A 21,348-nucleotide genomic window follows, 5' to 3' on the forward strand; every position below is an offset into this window, starting at 1 on the left:
GAAGAAAATGAATCGCTCAAACGCTCATCGGGGTACGGGAGTTGACTCCGGGATCGCCGGGGCGTGTGGTGCCTGCGTCGAACCGCGTACCTTCAGCACGGGCAGCAGCTCCACCCGCCGCGCGGGCGCGGTGGCCGCCTCGGGATCCCGTGGGTCGAGCCGGCGCAGGAGCAGTTCCGCCGCCGCCCGGCCCACGTCCGCCTTCGGCGGGGACACCGCGGTCAGGGGGGTGCTGCCGAGCGCCGCGACCACGTCGTCGTACGCGATCACGGAGCAGTCCTCGGGCACCCGCACCCCGTTGTCGCGCAGCGCCTGCACCAGCATCAGGGCGTCCACGTCGCCGTGCAGCACGGCGGCCGTCGCCCCCGACTCGGCTATCAGCGAGGGGAGTTCGACCGGCCGCTCGGCGACCGTGCCCGGCTCGGGGTCGGGCACCGCGCCGGGCGAGCTGAGCACCACGGTCCACCGCTCGATGCCCGGGTGGTCCGCCGCGATCTCGGTGAACGCGGCACGGATGGCGCGCGCCGTCGGGCTGTCGTCGCGCGCGGCGAGCACGATGCGCCGATGGCCCAGTTCCGTGAGGTGGGCGACGGCGAGATGGATGCCGTACCAGTGGTCCGTGCAGACGGTGTCCACGGCGTGCAGCGCGCTGCCGCGCCGGGGCCTGCGCTCCATCAGCACCGTGGGCACGTCCAGGCGGGACAGCCAGGTGTAGTCCGACTCCTCCGTGCTGCGGCTGCGCCAGCGCGGGGCGATCAGCAGGCCGCGCGCGCCGTCCGCCAACGCACGTTCCACCAACGGCTGTTCGGCCCCTGGAACGGCCGGCGCGATGTGCAGCGCGATGCGCACCCCGGCCTCTTCGAACGCGGTGCGGGCGCCGTGCAGCGCCTCGTACAGATACGCGTGACGTTCGGGCACCACGACCGCGACCGGACCTCCGTCGGCCGGGGGCGGCGCGGGCGTGGCCGTCCGCTGCGTCACGGGCAGCACGGGGCGGGCCACGCCGTGCCCGCGGCGCAGCTTGCCATCGCGGGCCAGTTCCTCGACGTCGCGCCGGATGGTCACCACCGACACCGCCAGCTCGGCGGCGAGATCGGTGACCCGGGTCGCGCCGCGTGAGCGCACCGCGGCGAGGATCCGCTGCCGCCTGAGATCGACCGGTTCGCGCATGCTGTTGGCCCCCGCCCACTGTTCGTTTGAGCGTTTCGCTGAACGTTTCGCGAGCAGCATAGCCAGTCGGCGCCCGCCCGGGGCAGTGCTTGACGGGTGCGGCCACGTCGCGACGCGGGCGAGGGCACCACGCCGGTCACCGGTCCGGGCTTCAACCGGTCGGTGGCTGGATGTAGTCCTCCAGGCGGGCCACGGCGAACCCCTGCTCCTGGATGCGCCGGAGCAGGTTGGCGAACATCTGCGTCATCGTCGCGCCCTTGAGTTCGCTGGGGCCGCGGAAGTGAGCCAGGATGATGTCGCCGGGACGCAGTTTCCTGGTCGGCGTCTGATACTGCATGTTGCGGATCTGCATGGACTCCCGCCACCACACGATCGCCCGGGGTCCGCACTCCCCCACCGCGGTCCTGGTGTTGCTGTTGTAGGCGCCGTAGGGCGGCCGGAACAGCAGCGGCGCGACGCCGTACTCCTTGGTGAGGATCTTCTGGTCGCCGCAGACCTCCTCCTTCTGGCGGGCCAGCGGGAGGGTGCTCATGACGGGATGGTGCAGGGTGTGGTTCTGGACGTGGTCGCCGAGGGACTGCAGCGGTTTGAAGTACGCGTAGTCGGACTTGATGGCGTCGTTCATCAGGAACATCGTGATCGGGACCTTCAGGTCCCGCATCATCTCGATGAACCTGGGGTCCTTCTCCTGCCCGTCGTCCACGGTGATGAAGACGACCTTCTGCGCGGTCGGTATGTGGGCGAAGACCGGCACGGTACCGGTGGCGGAGAGCTTCACCGGCTTGTCGGCCGGCGGAGCCGGGGCGGCCGGCAGGGGCGTCAGGCCCCACTTGTGCCAGGCGGCGGCGTCAGCGGCACCGGGCGTGGCGCCGGCCGTGCCGCTCGGCGCGGCGGAGTGCGAGGGCCGGGCGGTAGGACCGGATCCGCTGTCGCCGCCCGCGCCGCAGCCGGCGACGGCGAGTGCCGCCACGACCGTGCCCATGACCGCCGGGCACCAGCTGCCCCGGCCCGCATACTGCTTCACGCTACCGACCCCGCTGACGTACGACCATGATCAGCTGAAACGATAACCCGACAACGCGTGAAACGGATCAATGGACAGGTGTGAATTCGCCAGGGCAGGTACCGAAGTACCGCCGACCGGCCCGCCCTCCTGACCCTCGGCGCGTGAGACGGGAGCGCGCCGGTGCACGCCGGCGCGAAGGAGGGAACCTCCACCGGTCGACGCGGGCGGCGTGCTTCGGTTCGGACGGTACACCGGGATACGTTCCCCGCCGTGGGGGCAGTATCTCCGCCGCCCAGCGCCGGGCCGTCGGCCTGGCCACCGTCGTGGCCCCTGCCCGTGACCGGGGCGGTGGGCCGCCGGCCCTGAGGAGTCCGTGTGCGCTACTACGACCTCGGCGACCACGGCCGGCGCGTGACCACGTCGTCCGCCGAGGCACAGACATGGTTCGACCGCGGACTGACCTGGACGTACGCCTTCCACCACGAGGAGGCCGCCCGCTGTTTCGAGGCCGCTGCCGAGGCGGATCCCGGCTGTGCCATGGCCGAGTGGGGCCTGGCCTACGCGCTCGGCCCCAACTACAACAAGCCCTGGGATTTCTTCGACGAGCGGGACCTGGGCCGCACGGTGGAGCGCGCGCATGCCGCCGTGCGGCGCGCGCAGGCGAAGGCGGCCGGCGCCACCCCGGTCGAACAGGCGCTCATCGGTGCGTTGCAGGCCCGCTACCCACGGGCACATGCCCCCGGCGTGGAGGACTGTTCCGTGTGGAACACCACCTACGCCGACAGCATGCGGGACGTCCATCGGCTGGCGGCCGACGACCTCGACGTGGCAGCCCTGTACGCCGACGCCCTGATGAACCTCACGCCCTGGCGGCTGTGGGACATCCGCACGGGGCGTCCCGCCCCGGGCTCGCGCACCGCCGAGGTCGAGGCGGTGCTCGAACGGGCCCTGGCCACGGAGGGCGGCATGCGGCATCCGGGCCTGCTCCATCTGTACATCCATCTGATGGAGATGTCCCCGACGCCCGAGGCGGCCCTGCCGGCGGGCGAGCGGCTGCGCGGTCTGGTGCCGGACGCGGGCCATCTCCAGCACATGCCGTCACACCTGGAGGTCCTCTGCGGCGACTACCGCCGTGTCCTCTCCGACAACACCGAGGCCATCGCCGCCGACGAGAAGTACCGCGCCAGGACAGGGGCGTTGGACTTCTACACCCTGTACCGGTGCCACAACCACCACTTCAAGATCTACGGTGCCATGTTCCTCGGCCGGTCCCAGGACGCGATCGATGCGGCGGACCGCCTGGCAGCGGCCGTACCCGAGGAACTCCTGCGCGTGGACAGCCCACCCATGGCGGACTGGCTGGAGGGCTTCCTCGCGATGCGGGTGCACGTGCTCATCCGCTTCGGCCGCTGGGCCGACATCCTGCGCCTTCCCCTCCCGGCCGACGCCCGGCTGTACTGCGTGACCACGGCGATGCTGCGCTACGCACGCGGTGTCGCCCTCTCGGCCCTGGGCCGGACCGACGCGGCCGGCACGGAGCGCGCGCTCTTCCGTGAGGCGGCCGCCCGCGTCCCCGGCACCAGGATGCTGTTCAACAACACCTGTACGGACGTCCTGGCGATCGCCTCGCACATGCTGGACGGGGAGCTGGCGTACCGGAAGGGGGAGCACGAGACGGCGTTCGCGGCACTGCGCCGGTCGATCGAGCTGGACGACGGCCTCCCGTACGACGAGCCGTGGGGATGGATGCAGCCGACCCGGCACGCATACGGCGCGCTCCTGCTGGAACAGGGCCGGGTCGAACAGGCCGAGGCGGTCTACCGCGCCGATCTCGGACTCGACGACACGCTGCCCCGCCCGCTGCAGCATCCGGGCAACGTCTGGGCGCTGCACGGCCTCCACGAGTGCCTCGTGCGACTCGGCAAGCAGGGTGAGGCGCGGATCGTGGCCCAGCAGCTGAGATTCGCCGCGGCGATGGCTGACGTACCGATCGAGGCGTCCTGCTTCTGCAGGCTGACGACCGGCACGGGCTCCGCACCCCGTGAGGACTGCTGCACCGCGGAGTGCTGAGCGGCTGCGGGCGGTCCGGTGGGGTTGTCCGCTCGGCGGGGACCGGCTTTCCGCCACCAGGCCCGGCCCGCCGCGTACGGAACCTCGTGCGTCCGGCGGCGGGCAGGATCAACCCCGATGACATCGGCCCCGCGGATCTCGCCCGGCACCTGTACATGCCCGAACTCCCCTACCTGGACCTGCTGGTGCGCACCTGCGGTGAGCCGCCGGTCAGCTTCCTGCCCTGGCACCCCGGCTACGCGGGGCTGGTCTTCGACCCGGTGCTCTGGCCGGAGTACGACCTGGCCCGGCTGCGCGGCGCCGTCACCGTCCACGGGGCGCGCGAGCGCCGCTTCGGCAGCGGCGGCGGCCGGCCCGCACAGGCCGGCCCGGAGAAGCCCGCCCAGACCACCCCTGACCAGCCGGCCCGGACCGGCTGAGCGGTCGGGGCCGGCGGACACCGGTGGTTCGGGCGCCTACTGGCGCTTCACCGCGGGCGGGAGGAGAACTCCTCTGCCTTGCGGAGGAAGCGCACCCTTCTGCTTTCTTCCGGGCAGCGGGCGTGCCCGGTGGGCTTCGTTCCGTCGCCGAAGCGTCAGGCGCGGGCTTCGGCCAGCGTGGGGTAGTCGGTGAAGCCCTTCTCGCCTCCGCCGTAGAAGGTGGTGGGGTCGGGGGTGTTGAACGGGCCGCCCTGGGCGAGGCGGGCGGGCAGGTCGGGGTTGGCGAGGAAGAGGGCGCCGTAGGCGAGGAGGTCGGCGGTGCCGTTGTCGATGAGTGCCAACTCGGCCGATCCGGTGGGCTCCTGGCCGGTGAAGGGGTTGAGGATGAAGGTCGTGGGCCACGCCTTGCGCAGCCGGAGTGTCAGGTCGCGTACGCCGGGGGCCTCCAACTGGTGCAGGTAGGCGAGGCCCAGCGGGGCGAGGGCCTCGACCAGGGCGGTGTAGGTGGCCTCAGTGACGGCGGTGTCGGACTCGTCGATGTCGTTGTAGGGGTTGCCCGGGGAGAGGCGGAAGCCGACCTTGTCCGCGCCGACGGCCTCGGCGACGGCCTTGGCGGTCTCCACGGCGAAGCGGATGCGCTTCTCGGGGCTGCCACCCCATGCGTCGGTGCGCTGGTTGGTGTTCGGGGCGAGGAACTGGTGGATGAGGTACCCGTTGGCGCCGTGCAGCTCGACTCCGTCGAAGCCGGCCTCGACGGCGCCTCGGGCGGCGGTGGCGTAGTCGGCGATGGTGGCCCGGATCTCGGTGTCGTTCAGTGCGTGCGGGGTGACGAAGTCCTGGGGACCTTCGTGGGTGTACACCTGCCCGGCGGCCGCGACGGCGGAGGGGCCGACGGGCTGCAGGCCCGTCAGCACGGGGTGTCCGACCCGTCCGGTGTGCATGATCTGCAGGTAGATCACACCGTCCTGGGCATGCACGGCATCGGTCACCTTCCGCCAGGCAGCGACCTGCCCGGCGGTGTGGATGCCGGGGGTGTCGGGGTAGCCCTGGCCGACCCTGGAGGGCTGGACGCCCTCGGTGACGATCAGCCCGGCGGAGGCGCGCTGCGCGTAGTAGTCCGCCATCAACGGCATGGGGCTCTGGCCGGGACCATAGGCGCGGCTCCTGGTCATGGGCGCCATCACCACTCGGTTGGCCAGGCGCTTGCCGCCCAGCTCGTAGGGCTCGAATGCCTTCGGCATCGTCATCTCTTCTCCTGAGGGAGGGGCGTGTCCAACGGCCGCGCGGAGAGTCCCGCCGGACCGTTACTTGTCCGAACAGGAATCTAGCGGTCCCCCCTTCCCTGAGCGCACGTGCGCTGCATCACAACCGAACTGGTGACGTAGCCATTACATAGGGAGATGACCTGCATCAGACTATGACGATCGACCGTGAAGGCCGATCACGGATCTGCTTGCTCGAACAACATCACTCGCAGCCAGTTCAGCGTGGCGGTCAGTTCGTCAGTGCGGGGCAGGACGCGGTCCGGCGTCGCGCGCACGATGGTGAGCGAGGGGTCGGTCAGCTGCGCTTCCAGAGTGAGGTCGGGGAAGCCGGCCAAAGCCTCCCAGGGTTCTTCTTCCGCCAGCGGCCGTTCCGCATGGGCGACCAGCGCTTCCATGCCCGGGGCCGCCACGCTCTCCATCAGGGCCTCAGGGGTGGGGAAGCGCCGGTAGACGGTGGCCACGCCCACGCCCGCGAGGCGGGCGACGCCGTTGAGCTGCAGCGGGGTGCCGTCGTCGCCGAGCCGGCGGGCACCATGCGCTGCCGGTTGCGGGCAGCGTCCTTGCGCATCGGTGCACTGGTCATGCGTGATGCGTTCACCAGCCACACCGTCGAGACCGGCGACCTGACTCTGCAGGCCGTGGTCGGCGGCGACGGGCCGCCGCTGCTGGTCCTGCCCGGCTGGCCCCAGTTCTGGTACAGCTGGCGCCTGGTCATGCCCACCCTGGCCGAGCACTTCACCGTCATCACCCCCGACCTGCGAGGCATGGGTGCCAGTGACAAACCCGCCACCGGCCCCGGTCTCTCGCCGTGCCCGCCGCTGTTGCCGGACCCGGCCACCAACGAGTTCCTGTGGCACTTCGCCTTCACCGCCTCGCGGACATCAACGAGCGCATGGTCGCCGGCCGCGAGGAGATCTACTTCGGCCACACCTTCACGTCCAAGACCGCCACCCCCGGCGCCATCCCGCAGCAGGCCGTCGACGTCTACGTCGACTCGCTGCGCGACCCGGCGCCGGCTTCGAGTACTACCGGACCCTCGACACGTCCGCCGAGCGCGCCCTGCGCCGGCGCGCCGGGGGACCGCTGACCATCCCGGTCCTGGCCGTAGGCGGCCAGCGGCAGTGCTGGACTTCCTGCGCTGACCGGGCAAAACGATCTATGGCGCAGGGCAGACCTATCATTCGTCTTCATGTCGAGCGTGTTGGATCTGAGCATCCTGGGCTTCCTCTACGAGGAGCGGCTTCACGGCTATGAGCTGCGCACCCGCATCGCGCGGCTCACCGGCCATGTGCGGGCGATCAGTCACGGGACGCTGTACCCGGCGATCAAGCGCATGGAGAAGGCGGGCCTGCTGCGGCGCGAGGCGCAGCCAGGGGCCGCCGCGGCCCCGCGCCACGTACTGAGCCTGACCGAGGCGGGCAAGCAGGAGCTGCTGCGCTGTCTCAGCGAGCCGGAGCAGCCCTTCATCACCGACGAGAACCGGTGGTTCACCCTCCTCGCGTTCCTCCGGTATCTGCCCGACCGGCGGCAGCAGGCGGAGATTCTTCGCCGGCGCCGGCAGTTCCTCGGCGAACCGAGCAGCTTCTTCTACAAGGGAGACAAGCCCCTCGCGGCGAACGAGGTCGACGATCCCTTCCGTCAGGGTGTACTGCTCATCGCGCGCGCTACGTCGAAGGCCGAGACGGCCTGGCTCGACCGGACGATCTCCGCCCTCGAAGACGCTGTCTGACCGGCGGCTTCGACCGGCAGCAGCAGCCGGCCGTCGTCGCCGGGGCTCAGGCACGGCCCCAGTTCACGCGGGGCGTCCGGAGGCCGAAGACAGTGCCGATGATGTCCTTGATGACGTCGTCGATGCGGCCGACCGCGTCGAGTACGGCCCGCTGCCGCTCGGCGTCGAGGCGCCCCGCGATGCTGTGCAGGTCGAGGCCGATGGCGTAGAGGTCCCGGATGGTGCGATCGCGCAGTTCGGCTCCGATGCGGTCCCGGTCCCGCAGGAGTGCGAGTTGTTCGTCGTCCGAGCGGTGCGCGGTCAGGCGCCGGGCGAGTGCGGCCTGGACGGCGAAGGACGCGAGGAGTTCCGCTTCTGTGCCGCTGAAGCTCCTGCGCGCCGGGGTCCGGGCGACGGAGAGCGTGCCGATGGGTGTGTCGCGATCGGTGAGCGGGACGGCCATGGCCGGCCCCAGGCGCGTGGCGAGCGGAAAACGCGGGCCCAGGCTGCAGAGATCTCTGCGGGCGTCGTCGGTGGTCTGGGGCCGGCCGGTGGTGTATGCGCGGCCGGTCAGGGAGGCGGCGTCCACGGGCCGCGTCCGGCCGAGCAGGTCGGAGCTGCCGAGTCCGGCGGCGGCACGGACGACCAGGCGGCGGTCGGGCGACCGGTCGGGAAGGCTGACCACCGCGGCGTCGGCGTCGGCGATCCTCAGGGCCTGCTCGGCGATGACCTGCAGCGCGTGGTCGCTGTCGCCGTCGCTGAGAATGGCCGTGGTGAGCCGTGTGCCGGCCTGCTGCCAGGCCTCGCGCAACCGGGTCTGTTGCAGCAGTACGGCGTGGTCCACGGCGGTACCGGCCGCAGACGCCAGCACCTGCACCAGCTCTTCGTCCTCGTCGGTGAAGGGCCCTGGGGAGTGACCGGTGCCGTTCTTGTCGGCCAGGTACAGGTGCGCGGCGCTTCCCCCACCGGTCCGGATCGCGGCGCCGAGCAGGGCGGTGACGGGCAGCGCGTCCCGCAGATGCCGCGTCGCGTCGTCCACCCGTACGGTGTCACGGTCCGCGAGGAGGTTCTGCAGGGCGTGCAGCCCGTGTGCGATCCGGTCGAGCCGGTCAGCCGCCACGTCCTGCAGCCCCGCGCGGATCAACTCGCCGCGCGGGCCCGGCCCCTCGCCCGGGACCACGGCGGCCCAGGCCGCACCGGTCAGGTCACGCGCGCAGGCGACGAGTTGCCGCAGCACCTCGCTCAGGTCACTCTCGTCGGTGACCAGCATGACCGCACGCAGCAGCGCCCGGATCCGGCTCTGGGTGCGCTGTACCTCCCGCGCGGTGGCCAGCAGGTGCTCCACCGCCTGGTCGAGTGCGAGGCGGGCGGGGTCGGGGAAGTACAAGCGCGCCGGGTCCGGCACGGCCGTGGACCGGACCGGTGGGTCCGGCCTGCTCGGTTCTCGCTCGGTGGCAGGCATGGCACGTGCTCCAGATGGGGCGCGACCCATTATCGTCCCGCACCGCAAAGGAATCCAGCGAGGGCGTGGTCAGCCGGCGAACGGCAGGTACCGGCGGCCGTCCATGAGCGTCAGCCCGATCCGCATCACCTTGTCGGCGGCTTGCGGGCGCCAGTGCCCGTCGAGGGCGAGGCGGGCGATCCGGCCGACTTCCCGGGGGTCGTGGACGCGGCGGGTGTAGCCGGTGACCGTGACGCTCTCCGCGACGTCGCCCCCCGCGTTCGCCCTGTCCGCCTGGAACACGACGACGTCGCCGTCCCGCAGCCTGTCCAGGCGCCGGTCGTCGCATCCACCGATGACGATGCCGTCGTGGTCGAGCAGACAGCAGACCGGTACGACGACGGGCAGCGCCTGATCGGTGAAGACAACACGCCCGTAGCGGCATGTGCCGAGCAGGGACAGGCACTGTGCGTGGTCGAGTTCCGACGTCCCGTTCACGGTCACAGACTCAAGTGTTGTCCCGTGGCCACCGACCGCGCTTGGGCCGTTCGTCCCTGTCAGCGGCCGTTCTCCGGGTCGGGTGGTGGCTCACCTCGTGGCCGATGCGTTCGCCGGCGCTGAGGTCGAGGCCGTGGTGGACGTAGCGGCCGTCCCGCTCCACGCGTACGAGGCCCAGGTCGCGGAGGGTGCGCAGGTGCCGCGACACCTGCGGGCGGGTCATCGCGAGCCGGGCCGCCAGGTCGGCCGTGGTCATGGGCTCTCGGTCAGCGGGGAGCGGCGTACGGGCCGGGCTGATCCCCACGTGCTGCACCAGGAGGGGACATCGCCCGGTCTCCGTGCCTGTCGTCCGTGACCGACCGGAGCAGGTGCTCACAGCTGTCTGCGTGTCCCCGGTTCCTTGGGAAGGTCCTCCTCGATGGCCCGGCGGGCGTCCCCCCGCCGCAGGATCGGCAGGACCGTGTGCTGGCGGACATCCTCGACGAGGAACGCGGTGCCGGCGTACAACGCGAGGGCGACCAGGAGCAACGCGGCCGCGCCGTTGGCCAGTTGGAGGGCGTGGGGGGCGCCGAGCTGGTAGGCCGCCGAGAGGGACGCGCGCAGTATCGAGACGGTCAGGACGATGCCGAGCAGTGACTTCCCGAGGAATCCGACCACCGCCAGCGGTATGAGCATCAGGGCGAAGGCGCACAGATACATGCCGACGGCGACGCTCGTCTGCCGGGCGGGGGCAACGACGTACAGCACGCCGAGTCCGGCCCAGGAGGTGGCGAACAGCCCCAGCGCTCCGGCGGCACCGGTGTCACGGGTGAGGAAGGCCACCACCGCGGCGAGGAACTCCAGCGGGGACACGAACACGGCCAGCAACATGCCCGCCGAGCGGACCTGCTCGCCGCTGATCAGGCCGAGCCCGATGCCGGCCAGCAGGGCCATCCCGATGCCGAAGGCGAAGAACCCGAGCGGCAGGGGGTTGCCGTAGGGCCGGACCACGACCGTGGCGTCCTCGCGCCCCTCTGTGCCCGAAGGAGACGGGCCGCCCCCGGTCCTAGTCATCAGCGGTGGCGAACTCGCCGACGGACTCCGCGCCGGAAGCGGGCAGTTCATCGGGGCCACGGCTGACGACCGGCCCGTCGGCGGCGGCGCCCTCCCCGCCGACCACCGTGGTGCCGGAGCCGCGCGGGCCGGATGCTTCCCCCACGCCCCGCAGTCGGCGGTCGCGGCATGTGACCGGGCACCGCCCGTGGCCCATGGCGATGTCGTGGGTCACGCCCGCGCGTCGCTCCTTCGTGTCCGGCGCCTTCCCGGTCCTCGGATCCGGTACGTCCTGTGTCGCGGAAACCGGTGTGCCGCGTGTCGCGGCGTCGAACGGCCTCCTGTACACGGCAGCCTTCATGGTGCGATGCCTTTTCGGACCTGGCCGGACACCGGAAGAGACCGGCCTGGGCTGTCCCAGTGCCCAGACCTCACACGGCCTGACCCAGCCCGACGGGGGAACCCGGCCAGACTTGATCCAGACCCTTGTGCGCGGTGGCGCGGCCGGCGCCGCCGGGACGACCGCACTGAACGCGGCGACCTATGCCGACATGGCATGGCGGGGCCGGCCTTCCGGTCAGTCCATGCCGATTCCTTCCCCACCGGTGTCCCACACCGGGGTCCGCTCCGTTCGTCGGCCCGGTCGGCCCGCCGCGTCACGGCGACGGCCGGGTCGTCCTCACCGTTGCGGCACATGTCATCGCCGACCATGTGTGACCGAGCCATGACTGGGCCGCGAGGAGCAGTGGCCAGCCACATGCCGTCCGTCGCGCAGCGCTCCTATCGTTCCGGCAACCACGCACCGCGCTTCCGCGGTCGCGCAGCCGGGACGGCGTCCGCAGGGGAGACGGCGCACCCAGCGGCGGCGGGAGGCGGCACACTCTTCAGGAGCCGGTCGTCATGCGTCCCAGCGTCATGAGCACCCTCAGAAGCAGATCCGTTCGCGCCCTCGGCCTGGTCGCCGTCGGAGCCCTCGTCGCGGGCTGCTCCGCGGCCGGCACCGCCGGCACCGCGACCGCCGGTTCCGGGGGCGGGACCGATGCCGTCAAGGTGGGTCTGGTCTACTCCCGCAGCGGGTTGCTCGGCGCTTACGGCAAGCAGTACGAGGAGGGCTTCACCGCGGGCCTGGCCTACGCGACGCACGGTACGAACAAGGCCGGCGGCCATCCCATCGAGGTCACCGAGCAGGACGACGCCGGCGACCCGGCGAAGGCCGTGGCCGCCGCCAAGTCCCTGATCGGCAAGGGCTACCGGATCCTCGCCGGGACCACCGACTCCGGCGTGGCACTGCAGATGGCACCGCTGGCCGCGCAGAACAAGGTGCTCTACGTCAGCGGCCCCGCCGCCACCGACGCGGTCACCGGCGTCAACGCCTACACCTTCCGCTCGGGCCGGCAGTCCTACCAGGACATCCTCGCCGCCCAGGCCCTGCTCGGCGACGCCAGGGGCAAGAAGGTGACCGTGCTCGCGCAGAACTCGGCGTTCGGGCAGGCCAACGTGGCCGCCGTGAAAGCCGTGTTCGGCCCGAAGGGCGCGCACGTCGGCTCGGTGCTGGCCCCGCCGAGCGCCACCGACCTCACGCCCTTCGCGCGTCAGACGAAGGCGGACCGGCCGGACCTGGTGTTCGTGGCCTGGGCGGGCGCCTCGGCGCCCGCCCTGTGGACGGCACTGGACCAGCAGGGCGTGCTGGACTCCGGCAAGGTCGTCACCGGGCTGGCGGGCACCGCTTCGTACCCGGTCTTCGGCGCGGCCGGCGCCAAAGCGGCCTTCCTCGCGCACTACTTCCCGGGCGCCGGTGGCGGCAACCCGGTGGAGAAGGCCATGCTCGACGGCATCGCCAAGGCGGGCGGCACGCCCGACCTCTTCAGCCCCGACGGTTTCACCGCCGCCCAGATGATCGTGCACGCCGTGGAGTCCGGCAGCGCGGACGACACCTCCGCCATGGTGAAGGCACTGGAGGGCTGGAGCTTCGACGGGCCCAAGGGCAGGGAGGAGGTCCGTGCCCAGGACCACGCCCTGCTGCAACCGATGTTCACCGCCAGGCTGACCGGCGCCGGAGGCTCCGCGAAGCCGGCCCTGATCGACACCATTGCGATGACTGCGGTGGCTCCCCCGGTCGCGAGGGCGGCGGGCTGAGACGATGTCCTCCTCGAACACCACCTCACCGAGCACCGCGGGGGCTGCCGACGCCGGGCGGCCCCGCGCCTCCCGGACGCCGGTGCTGCGCCTGTGTGACCTCGGCTGGACGGTCGGCGGCGCGACGATCGTCGACTCCGTGTCCTTCGAGGTCCGCGAGGGCGAGTTCCTCGCCTTCATCGGCCCCAACGGCGCGGGCAAGACCTCCCTGTTCAACCTCATCAGCGGGCTCAGCCCGGCCTCCCGGGGCGCGATCGAGCTGGACGGCCGCGATGTCACCGCCGAGGCCGCCTACGCACGAGCCCGGCGCGGCCTCGGGCGCACCTTCCAGACCTCCAGCCTCTGGCCGGGCATGACCGTCGCGGACCACGTCCGGCTGGCCGCTCAGGCCGCCGACGGCGGCTCGTACCGGATGTGGCGGCGCGCCGGCACGTACCCGCGGCAGGTGGACCGGGTGCTGGCGCGCACCGGCCTCGGGCCCCGGGCGGACACCTGCGCCGACTCCCTGTCGCACGGTGAGAAGCGCAAGCTGGAGCTGGCGGTGCTGCTCGTCGGCGAGCCCCGGCTGATGCTGCTGGACGAGCCCATGGCGGGTGTGAGCGCGGAGGAGGTGCCCGCCCTGACCGAACTCATCCGCGCCCTGCACCGGGAGGAGGGCCGCACGGTCCTCATGGTCGAGCACCACATGGACGTACTCCTGGACCTGGCCGACCGGCTGGCCGTGATGCACCACGGCACGCTGCTGGCCCTGGACACCCCGCAGGCCGTGATGGCCGACCCGACCGTGCAACAGGCCTATCTCGGGGAGGAGTTGTGAGCGCCCCGCTGCTGGCCGTGCGCGATCTGCGGGTCGTGATCGGGGGCAGGCACATCCTGCACGGCGTCGACCTGGAGATGGCCGCGTCCGGCACCACCGCCCTGCTCGGCCGCAACGGCGCCGGCAAGACCACCACCGTGCGCGGCATCCTCGGCCTCGTCCCGCGCACCGGCAGCGTGCGGCTGGCCGGCGAGGAGACGGTGCGTCTGGCCACCCACGCCCTGGTGCGCCGGGGCATCGGCTACGCCCCCGAGGACCGCGGCGTCTTCGCCGGCCTCAGCGTGGCCGAGAACCTGCGGCTGGCCGAAAGTCCCGGCGCCGGGGCACCGTCGTACGACCTGGTGTACGACCTCTTCCCCGAGCTGCGGCAGCGGGCCCGGCAGGCCGCCGGCACCCTGTCCGGTGGCCAGCAGCAGATGATCGCCATCGCCCGCAGCCTGCTGTGCGGCAATCGGCTGATCATCGCCGACGAGCCCACCAAGGGGCTGGCGCCCAAAGTGGTGACCGAGGTCGCCCGGGTGCTGGAGCGGGCCGCCGAGGCCGTGCCGGTGCTGCTGGTAGAGCAGAACCTCGCGGTGGTGCGCCGCCTGGCCCGCCACTGCGTCGTCCTCGCCGACGGCCGTACCGCGCACCGGGGTCCGGCCACCGATCTGCTCGCCGACGCGGACGCGACCCGCCGGCTGCTCGGCGTCGGGCGGGCGGCATCCGACGCCACCGGCGACCCCTCGGCCGGTGCGGCCACCCGCCCCGCGCCGCCCCACACGGCGCCACCCCGCGCCGCCCGGACCACGGAGGCTGACGCCTGATGTCCACCGTCGCGCTGCTCCTGTTCACCGGACTCGGCCTGGGGGCCCTGTACTTCCTGGTCGCCTCGGGTCTGTCACTGATCTTCGGGCTGATGGACGTGCTCAACTTCGCGCACGGCGCCCTGCTGTCCGTCGGTGCGTACGGCACCTGGTGGGCCGCCTCCGGGCACCTTCCCGGAGCCGGTCCCGGCGGCGTCGGCTTCGCTCTGGCGGTCGGGTTCGGCACCGCGGTGGGCACCGCCGCCGCGGTGGTGCTCGAACTGGCCGTCATCCGCCCGCTGTACACGCGTCCCCGCGAGCAGATCCTCGCCACGGTGGGCGTCAGCCTGGCCGTCCCCGCCCTGTTGTCGGCGATCTGGGGCACCGACGCCCGGCCCTTCCCCGGCCCCAGGGCACTTTCCGGCACGTTCGCGCTGCTGGGCGCCGAGGTACCGCTCAACCGCCTGGTGCTGATCGCCGCCGCCCTGCTGGTGCTGGCCGCGCTCAAGCTGTTCCTCGGCCGGACCCGGCACGGTCTGGTCGTCCGCGCGGGCGTGGAGGACCGCGCCATGGTCACCGCGCTCGGCATCGATGTGCGAAAGGCCTTCACCCTGGTGTTCGCCATCGGCGGCGCCGCGGCAGCCCTCGGCGGCGCGATCGGCGGCCTCTACTTCGGCTCCGTCGATCCCGAACAAGGCACGTCGCTGCTCGTCTTCGCGTTCGTGGTCGTGGTGACGGGCGGCATGGGCTCGCTCACCGGAGCCGCCCTGGCCTCGACCGCCGTCGGCCTCGTCCAGCAGTTCGCCAACTACTACACCACCGCCGGGCTCGGCGACCTCGCCGTCGTCGTCCTGCTCGCCGCCCTGCTGCTCCTGCGGCCGGGTGGGCTCACCGGGAGCCTCGCATGACCACCGCCACCCAGCCGCGCGGCCGGGCCGGCGCGGCAGACGAGTCCCCCGCCACCCGCGCCGGACGGCTCAGCAGAGCCACCCGGTGGTGGCCGGTCCTGCCGCTCGTGGCGCTGTGCACGGCGCCCTACAGCGCGCTGCCGCTGCCGGGCCTGCTCGACGGCCCGATCGGCAGCCCGGGCAACCTCCAACTGCTGGCGACGTGCCTGCTGTTCGGCGGCCTGGCCACGGGCTACGACCTGCTGCTGGGCCGCACCGGCCTGCTGTCCTTCGGCCACGCCCTGTACTTCGCCGCGGGCACCTACGTCACCAACACCGTCATGCTGGAGTCGGGGCTGCCGTTCGCGGTGTCGGCGCTGCTCGGGCTGCTCGCGGGGGTGGCGCTGTCCGTCCTGCTGGGCGCGGTCAGCCTGCGGGTCGGCGGAATCGGCTTCTCGATGGTGACGCTCGCCTTCGCACAGGCCGCGTCGATCCTGGTGCAGCGCGACCCGGGAGGCGTCACCGGGGGCGAGGAGGGCAGGGCCGCTCCGGCCGGCGGACTGCCCGCTTCGGTGGTCGGCATCGACCACACCGCCGACCTGTACTGGATCGCCCTCGCCTACGTCGTCGTCGTGCTGCTCGCCGTGCGAGGGGCACTGCGCTCCCCACTCGGCCGCGTCTGGGAGGGCATCAAGGAGAACGAGCGCCGGGTGGAGGTGCTGGGTCTGCGCCCGTACGGATTCAAACTGGCCGCCTTCGTGCTGGCCGGCACGCTCGCCGCGCTCGGCGGCATCGCGTACCTCCTGCTGACCGGCGGCGCGACCCCGCAGACCACCACCTCCGACTTCACCCTGTCGCTGCTGGTGATGGTGGTGCTGGGCGGCTCCGGCACCCGCTGGGGGCCGCTGATCGGCGGCGTCCTGTACACCTGGGCCGACCACCGGCTCGGCGACCTGGCCGGTTCGGGCGCGGTCCGCGGTCTGCCCGCCGTACTGCGCGTGCCGCTCTCCCAGCCACTGTTCCTGCTCGGCGCGCTGTTCGTCGCCGTGATCTATCTTCTGCCCGGCGGTGTCGTACGCCTGCCCGCCCGGTTGCGCACGGCCCGCGACTCTCGCACCGCCACCGACCGCAAGGAGGTCCCCCCGTCATGAACCGCACTCCGCACCATGCGTCGACGCCCCGTCAGAGCATGGATGTCCCGGCCCACGAGGAGCTGCGCCTGCCGGTGTCCGGCGGGGAGCTGGCCGTGCTGCGCTGGCCGGGCGCCGACCCGGCCGCCCCCGTCGTCCTGGCGCTGCACGGCATCACGGCCAACGGTCTGTCCTGGGCCCGGGTCGCCCATCATCTGGCCGGGCGGGTGACCCTGGTGGCGCCCGACCTGCGCGGCCGGGGCGGCAGCCGGGACCTTCCCGGCCCGTACGGCATCGCGGCGCACGCCGACGACATGGCCGCCGTGGTGCGCGCGCTGGGCATGGGGCCGGTGCTGCTGACCGGCCACTCCATGGGCGCGTTCACCGCGGCGCTGACCGCGGTGCGCCACCCGGACCTGGCCTCCGCCCTGCTGCTGGTGGACGGGGGCGTGGGCTTCCCCGTGCCGGCCGGCCTGGACCCCGACGAGCTGATCACCGCCGTGATCGGCCCGGCCATGCGCCGGCTGTCGATGACGTTCCCCGACCGGCAGGCCTACCGAACGTTCTGGCAGCGGCATCCGGGCTTCGCGGGTGCCTGGTCCCCGTGGGTGGACGCCTACATCCAGCGGGATCTGGTGGGAGAGGAGCCCGCGTTGCGCTCCTCCTGCCGTATCGAGGCGGTCCGGGTCGACGGCACCGACCAGCTGGGCGGAGCGGTGTCGGGCGCCGTCCACCGGCTGCCCTGCCCGGCGCTGCTGCTCTGGGCGGAGCGCGGTCTGATGGACGAACCGCAGGGCCTGTACGACGAGCAGCGGCTCGCCTCGGCCGGCCTCGATCCCGACCGGGTGCGCACCGAGCCGGTGCCCGGCACCAATCACTACACGGTTCTCGTCGGGGACGACGGCGCCCGGATCGTGGCGCACCATCTGCTGGCGGCGGCGGACAGGGCGGACGGCGAGGCGTAGTCCGCGCGCTGCGCCGTGGTCTCAGGTGCCCGCCAACAGGTGCAGGCGCAGGGCGAGTTGGAGTTCCAGGGCCCGCTCAGGAGTGTTCCAGTCGGGGCCGAGCAGGGCCTGGATGCGGTCCAGGCGCTGCGCGACGGTGTTCACGTGCACGTGCAGCGCCTCCTTCGCCCGGATCAGGCTCCCGCCGCAGCCGAAATAGGCGTGCAGGGTGCGTACGAGCTGGGTGCCGCGCTGGGCGTCGTACTCCAGCAGCGGTCCGAGGGGGTGGCAACGAAGCCGGCGACGTCGTGGTCCTCGCCCAGCACCACGCCGAGGAAGCCGAGTTCGGCGGCGCACGCTCCGGTCCCGTCGCGGCCGAGCACGTGCAGGGCCCGCAGGCACCGCAGGCCCTCGGTGTGGGCGTCGGCGATCGCCCGCACTCCGGTCGCCGGGCCGGCGCCGGCCACCGTGACCCGCGCGCCGACCATCTGGGTGAGCTGTCCGGCGGCGGTACGGGCCGCCTCTCCCGGCGAGGTCCCGTCGTACGGGAGCAGCAGCACCGCGGCGCCCTCGCGGTCGGCGCTGCCGCTGCCCGCGCAGCCGAAGAGGGCCGTCCGTGTGTCGGCCATGGCCTTGGCGGTGTCGATGGCGATGGCGGCGTGGTCGGCCAGCGAGCACAGCAGCGCGACCTCGTCCGGGGAGAAGGTGCGGGGCGTGCGGTCCGCGGCGAAGAGCGCGCCGATGACCTGGCCGCCGCTGCCGGCGCCCAGCAGCAGCGGCACTCCGAGGATCGCGACCAGGCCCTCGTCCAGGACCCCGGCGTCGATGCTGCCGGTGTGGAGGAAGCGGTCGTCGATGCGGTAGTCCGGGAAGGCGTAGGGGCGAGCGGTCTGGGCGACGAGGCCGCCGAGGCCTTCGCCGAGCTGGAGGCGCAGGTGCTGGAACAACTCCGAGACCGAGCCGTCGGTGACCCTCATGTACGTGTCGCCGGCCTCCTCGTCGGGCAGTGTGAGGTAGGCCGTGTCGGTGCCGAGGAGCATTCTGGCGCGGTGGACGATGGAGCGCAGCACGGCGTCGAGGTCGCGCAGGGCCGTCAGGTCCCCGGCGGTGTCGAAGAGGGCGGTCAGTTCCGCCTCCCGGCGCCGGTGCTGGCCGAGCGTGCTCTGGACGCGCCGCTTCGGTGGCCTGCTCGATGTCCGTGAGGTCCGGGGCGGTGGCGCCGCCTCGCCGGGCTTGGAGGGCCACGGCGCGGAGGTCTTCGGCGGGCGCGCCCGCGGCGATGAGCTGGAGCAGGCGCCGCAGGTGAGGGGCGATGGACACGGGTTTCTGGGACATGGAGGCAATCGTCGGGAGTGGATGCGCGAGGGGGCCGGGGAGGGGTCCGGGTCTCCTGACCGCAGGAGTCCGGCCCCTCCGGTCAGGGGTGTGGTCCGCGCTATCAGGAGGAGGCGGCCGGCTGCTGGTTCGTGGCGGGCCGCGCGGCGGTGTCGTCCGGCTCGACGGCCGCGAGGTCGCTGCCGCGGGTCTCCCGGGCGGCGACGACGGCGATCACGGTGATCACGGCGGCCAGGCCGACGTACACAGAGATCGGGGTCGAGGTGCCGTGGGAACCGAGCAGGGCGGTGGCGATCAGCGGGGCCGGGGCACCGGCCGCCACCGAGGAGAGCTGGGCGCCGATGGAGGCGCCGGTGTAGCGCATCCGCGTGGCGAACAGTTCCGAGAAGAACGCCGCCTGCGGGGCGTACATGGCGCTGTGGAAGACCAGGCCGACGGTGACGGCGAGCACGAGGGCGGGGAAGGACTTCGTGTCGAGCAGGCCGAAGAAGGCCCAGGACCACAGGCCCACTCCGATGGCGCCCACCAGGTAGACCGGCTTGCGGCCCACCCGGTCGGAGAGCGCGCCGAACAGCGGGATCAGGCAGAACTGCACGGCCGAGCCGATGAGTACGGCGTTCAGTGACGTCTGCTTGCCGAGCCTCAGATGCTCCACGCAGTAGGTGAGGACGAAGGCGGTGATCACGTAGTAGGAGATGTTCTCGGCCATCCGGGCGCCCATGGCGACCAGGACGTCGCGCCAGTGGCCGCGCAGGACCGCGACGAACGGCGGCTGCTCGCCCCGCTGTTCGGCCTTGCGTCGCTCGGCCTTGGCCAGGGCCTCCTTGAACAGCGGGGACTCGTCGACGGACAGCCGGATCCACAGGCCGATCATGACCAGTACGGCTGACAGCAGGAACGGCACGCGCCACCCCCAGGAGTTGAACGCGTCGTCGCTCAGCAGGCTGGTCATCAGAGACAGGACGCCGACCGCGAGGAGGTTGCCGGCCGGTGCGCCACCCTGCGGCCAGGAGGCCCAGAACCCCCGCCGTCGCGGGTCGCCGTGTTCCGAGACGAGGAGCACGGCGCCGCCCCACTCGCCACCGAGGGCGAAGCCCTGGACCAGACGGAGCGTGGTGAGCAGCAGCGGTGCCGCGACGCCGATGGAGTCGTAGCCGGGGACACAGCCGATCAGGGCGGTGGAGCCGCCCATCATCAGCAGGCTGACCACCAGCAGTTTCTTACGGCCGAGGCGGTCGCCGAAGTGCCCGAAGACGACGGCGCCGATCGGGCGGGCGGCGAAGCCGATGGCGTAGGTGAGGAACGACAGCAGGGTGCCGGTCAGCGGGTCAGAGTCAGGGAAGAACACCCGGCCGAAGACCAGGGCGGCGGCGGAGCCGTAGAGGAAGTAGTCATACCACTCGATGGTGGTGCCGATCAGGCTGGCGGCGACGATGCGGTGGAGCTTGGACGAGGCTGGTGGAGCGCTTGCGGGCGACGACATCGGCACCACTTCCTGGCGTTCGACGGGGACGTTTGCGTGTCGCCACACGGTAGGAACGCACAGGTCAGAGGCGTATGTGGTGGGACACCATAGTTCTGGGCGCCGGAGTGCGTGCAGCCACCATGGAGGCGCAGCCGGGCCGCTGGCTACGGCCGCGATGAGAGCGCGAAGGGCGCTGTCCGGGTTGCAATGACTAAAAAGCCCACCTCATCACCCCTGCTCACCCTTCCCGTGCTGACTAGCGGTGGCTTGTTGCTGAGCTCTTCGGGTTGTTGTCGGGGTGGTGACGTGTGGTGATCCCTGCGGTAGGCCGGTGGTATGCGGTATGCGCAGGGTGGTGGGCTGGCGGCGGAGCGGCGAGGTTTCGCGAGCGGATCCGGTACGAGGCCGGCGAGCGGTTCGCCCGTGGTGAGAGAAGTGCGGGGATCGCGAAGGATCCGCGGGTCGGCGAGCGGTCGGTGGAACGTTGGCGTCGCGCCTTGAGGGAGGGCCGAATGGCCGCCCTCGCGTCCGCGGGGCCACCGAAGCTGCCCAAGCTGTCCGATGAGCAGTTCACCGAGTTGGAGAAGGAACTGGCGCGAGGGCCTGCCGCCCATGGCTGGGGAGACCAGCGCTGGACCCTGGCCCGGATCAGGGTGCTGATCGCCCGGACGTTCCGGCTGGACTGGTCATGGGCGGCGGTGTGGAGGCTGCCGCCCCGGCACGGCTGGTCCTGGCAGTGTCCCGCCCGCAGAGCCCTCGAGCGCGACGAGCAGGCGGTGGGCTTGCGGAAGAAGGCTGTGTGGCCGCAGGCGGAATGACTGGGGCGGCGCTGGGCGCGTACATCGTCTTAGGCCGGTTCTCGATGACACCGCCACGGGCCCGCACCTGGGGCCGGCGTGGGCACACGCCGGTGGTGCGGGTGCGGGGCCGGTCCTCCGCCAGTGGGCACGACGCCGTGTCGGAGACCGCGTGGACGCTGACCGCGACCTGGCAGTTGGCTTGCTTGCCCAGCGCGCCGCAGTACTGGTGGGCGACACCGAACGACATCCTGCCGTCCTTGGGGAACGACCCGTCATCGACCGCCCAGGCGTCCGGGTCGACCTGCGGCACCATCCGCTCAGCGATCCGCCGACGCACTGGAACCGGAACCCACGTGAACTGATTCACGAACTGCTGAGGTTCTGCTCATTGCCGTCTGGCAGCCGCGAGGCAATGGCCTGGATGGACGGCACCGTCACGA

20 protein-coding genes and 3 pseudogenes are annotated in these 21,348 nt (G+C 72.2%); 11 read left to right on the forward strand and 12 right to left on the reverse strand.

The window, feature by feature from the left end:
• Positions 1-24: 24 nt before the first annotated feature.
• Together ACZ60X_RS39085 and ACZ60X_RS39090 are read right to left on the reverse strand one after the other, a co-directional pair.
• The gene (locus ACZ60X_RS39085) at positions 25-1,170 is read right to left on the reverse strand and encodes a substrate-binding domain-containing protein (RefSeq protein WP_469609420.1); all 1,146 of its coding nucleotides are present in this window, start codon (positions 1,168-1,170) and stop codon (positions 25-27) included.
• Between the two features lie 151 nt (positions 1,171-1,321).
• Entirely contained in the window at positions 1,322-2,152 is an 831-nt protein-coding gene (locus ACZ60X_RS39090) for a polysaccharide deacetylase family protein (protein WP_469609493.1), read from the reverse strand.
• Positions 2,153-2,551: 399 nt separating this feature from the next.
• On the opposite strand from ACZ60X_RS39090, the gene ACZ60X_RS39095 reads away from it, so the two are divergent.
• Together ACZ60X_RS39095 and ACZ60X_RS39100 are read left to right on the forward strand one after the other, a co-directional pair.
• Positions 2,552-4,246, forward strand: coding sequence for a hypothetical protein (locus ACZ60X_RS39095; RefSeq protein ID WP_469609423.1), 1,695 nt, complete (start codon positions 2,552-2,554; stop codon positions 4,244-4,246).
• Positions 4,247-4,332: 86 nt separating this feature from the next.
• Positions 4,333-4,665, forward strand: a complete 333-nt coding sequence (locus tag ACZ60X_RS39100) for an undecaprenyl diphosphate synthase family protein (protein ID WP_469609426.1) — start codon at positions 4,333-4,335, stop codon at positions 4,663-4,665.
• 155 nt (positions 4,666-4,820) lie between these two features.
• Here the strand turns inward: ACZ60X_RS39100 and ACZ60X_RS39105 are convergent, their stop codons facing one another.
• Positions 4,821-5,906: an alkene reductase gene (locus ACZ60X_RS39105; protein ID WP_469609496.1), complete on the reverse strand. Its 1,086-nt coding sequence runs from the start codon at positions 5,904-5,906 to the stop codon at positions 4,821-4,823.
• Between the two features lie 200 nt (positions 5,907-6,106).
• Positions 6,107-6,535: a TetR/AcrR family transcriptional regulator gene (locus ACZ60X_RS39110; RefSeq protein ID WP_469609429.1), complete on the reverse strand. Its 429-nt coding sequence runs from the start codon at positions 6,533-6,535 to the stop codon at positions 6,107-6,109.
• A gap of 245 nt (positions 6,536-6,780) precedes the next feature.
• Between ACZ60X_RS39110 and ACZ60X_RS39115 the strand changes: the two genes are divergently transcribed.
• Together ACZ60X_RS39115 and ACZ60X_RS39120 are read left to right on the forward strand one after the other, a co-directional pair.
• Entirely contained in the window at positions 6,781-7,017 is a 237-nt protein-coding gene (locus ACZ60X_RS39115) for a hypothetical protein (RefSeq protein ID WP_469609505.1), read from the forward strand.
• A 102-nt stretch (positions 7,018-7,119) separates the two neighbouring features.
• On the forward strand, positions 7,120-7,659 hold the full coding sequence (locus tag ACZ60X_RS39120) for a PadR family transcriptional regulator (RefSeq protein WP_469609433.1): 540 nt from the start codon (positions 7,120-7,122) through the stop codon (positions 7,657-7,659).
• 46 nt (positions 7,660-7,705) lie between these two features.
• On the opposite strand, the gene ACZ60X_RS39125 is transcribed toward ACZ60X_RS39120, so the two are convergent.
• The 5 genes from ACZ60X_RS39125 to ACZ60X_RS39145 form a co-directional block, all read right to left on the reverse strand.
• The gene (locus ACZ60X_RS39125) at positions 7,706-9,100 is read right to left on the reverse strand and encodes a GAF domain-containing protein (protein WP_469609436.1); all 1,395 of its coding nucleotides are present in this window, start codon (positions 9,098-9,100) and stop codon (positions 7,706-7,708) included.
• A gap of 69 nt (positions 9,101-9,169) precedes the next feature.
• Positions 9,170-9,583, reverse strand: a complete 414-nt coding sequence (locus tag ACZ60X_RS39130) for a pyridoxamine 5'-phosphate oxidase family protein (RefSeq protein ID WP_469609439.1) — start codon at positions 9,581-9,583, stop codon at positions 9,170-9,172.
• 4 nt (positions 9,584-9,587) lie between these two features.
• Positions 9,588-9,833: an ArsR family transcriptional regulator gene (locus ACZ60X_RS39135; RefSeq protein ID WP_469609442.1), complete on the reverse strand. Its 246-nt coding sequence runs from the start codon at positions 9,831-9,833 to the stop codon at positions 9,588-9,590.
• 116 nt (positions 9,834-9,949) lie between these two features.
• Positions 9,950-10,630, reverse strand: coding sequence for a GPR1/FUN34/YaaH family transporter (locus ACZ60X_RS39140; protein WP_469609445.1), 681 nt, complete (start codon positions 10,628-10,630; stop codon positions 9,950-9,952).
• Positions 10,623-10,844 (reverse strand): hypothetical protein, encoded by a 222-nt coding sequence (locus tag ACZ60X_RS39145; protein ID WP_469609448.1) that lies wholly within the window; start codon positions 10,842-10,844, stop codon positions 10,623-10,625. Before ACZ60X_RS39145 ends, ACZ60X_RS39140 begins: the two co-directional genes overlap by 8 nt.
• 680 nt (positions 10,845-11,524) lie before the next feature.
• On the opposite strand from ACZ60X_RS39145, the gene ACZ60X_RS39150 reads away from it, so the two are divergent.
• Genes ACZ60X_RS39150 through ACZ60X_RS39175 form a run of 6 tightly spaced genes read left to right on the forward strand, consistent with a single transcriptional unit; the run spans position 11,525 to position 17,329 of the window.
• Positions 11,525-12,745 carry a substrate-binding domain-containing protein gene (locus ACZ60X_RS39150; RefSeq protein WP_469609499.1) on the forward strand — a complete coding sequence of 407 codons (1,221 nt, stop codon included), beginning with the start codon at positions 11,525-11,527 and terminating at the stop codon, positions 12,743-12,745.
• Between the two features lie 4 nt (positions 12,746-12,749).
• Positions 12,750-13,562 carry an ABC transporter ATP-binding protein gene (locus ACZ60X_RS39155; protein ID WP_469609451.1) on the forward strand — a complete coding sequence of 271 codons (813 nt, stop codon included), beginning with the start codon at positions 12,750-12,752 and terminating at the stop codon, positions 13,560-13,562.
• Positions 13,559-14,368: an ABC transporter ATP-binding protein gene (locus tag ACZ60X_RS39160; protein ID WP_469609454.1), complete on the forward strand. Its 810-nt coding sequence runs from the start codon at positions 13,559-13,561 to the stop codon at positions 14,366-14,368. Before ACZ60X_RS39155 ends, ACZ60X_RS39160 begins: the two co-directional genes overlap by 4 nt.
• Positions 14,368-15,255, forward strand: a complete 888-nt coding sequence (locus tag ACZ60X_RS39165) for a branched-chain amino acid ABC transporter permease (RefSeq protein WP_469609457.1) — start codon at positions 14,368-14,370, stop codon at positions 15,253-15,255. Before ACZ60X_RS39160 ends, ACZ60X_RS39165 begins: the two co-directional genes overlap by 1 nt.
• Positions 15,252-16,385 (forward strand): branched-chain amino acid ABC transporter permease, encoded by a 1,134-nt coding sequence (locus ACZ60X_RS39170; RefSeq protein ID WP_469609460.1) that lies wholly within the window; start codon positions 15,252-15,254, stop codon positions 16,383-16,385. Before ACZ60X_RS39165 ends, ACZ60X_RS39170 begins: the two co-directional genes overlap by 4 nt.
• Positions 16,382-17,329: an alpha/beta hydrolase gene (locus ACZ60X_RS39175; RefSeq protein ID WP_469609463.1), complete on the forward strand. Its 948-nt coding sequence runs from the start codon at positions 16,382-16,384 to the stop codon at positions 17,327-17,329. The genes ACZ60X_RS39170 and ACZ60X_RS39175 overlap by 4 nt, the downstream gene beginning before the upstream one ends.
• A gap of 21 nt (positions 17,330-17,350) precedes the next feature.
• Here ACZ60X_RS39175 and ACZ60X_RS39180 read toward each other — a convergent pair.
• Positions 17,351-18,643: pseudogene (locus ACZ60X_RS39180) on the reverse strand (helix-turn-helix domain-containing protein).
• A 103-nt stretch (positions 18,644-18,746) separates the two neighbouring features.
• On the reverse strand, positions 18,747-20,126 hold the full coding sequence (locus ACZ60X_RS39185; protein ID WP_469609466.1) for an MFS transporter: 1,380 nt from the start codon (positions 20,124-20,126) through the stop codon (positions 18,747-18,749).
• 318 nt (positions 20,127-20,444) lie between these two features.
• On the opposite strand from ACZ60X_RS39185, the pseudogene ACZ60X_RS39190 reads away from it, so the two are divergent.
• Positions 20,445-21,042: pseudogene (locus tag ACZ60X_RS39190) on the forward strand (winged helix-turn-helix domain-containing protein); the annotation flags it as partial.
• On the opposite strand, the pseudogene ACZ60X_RS39195 reads toward ACZ60X_RS39190, so the two are convergent.
• Positions 21,006-21,334, reverse strand: a pseudogene (locus tag ACZ60X_RS39195) (transposase); the annotation flags it as partial. The pseudogenes ACZ60X_RS39190 and ACZ60X_RS39195 overlap by 37 nt on opposite strands.
• Between the last annotated feature and the right edge of the window lie 14 nt (positions 21,335-21,348).

Source organism: Streptomyces sp. NPDC104106 (assembly GCF_055584345.1).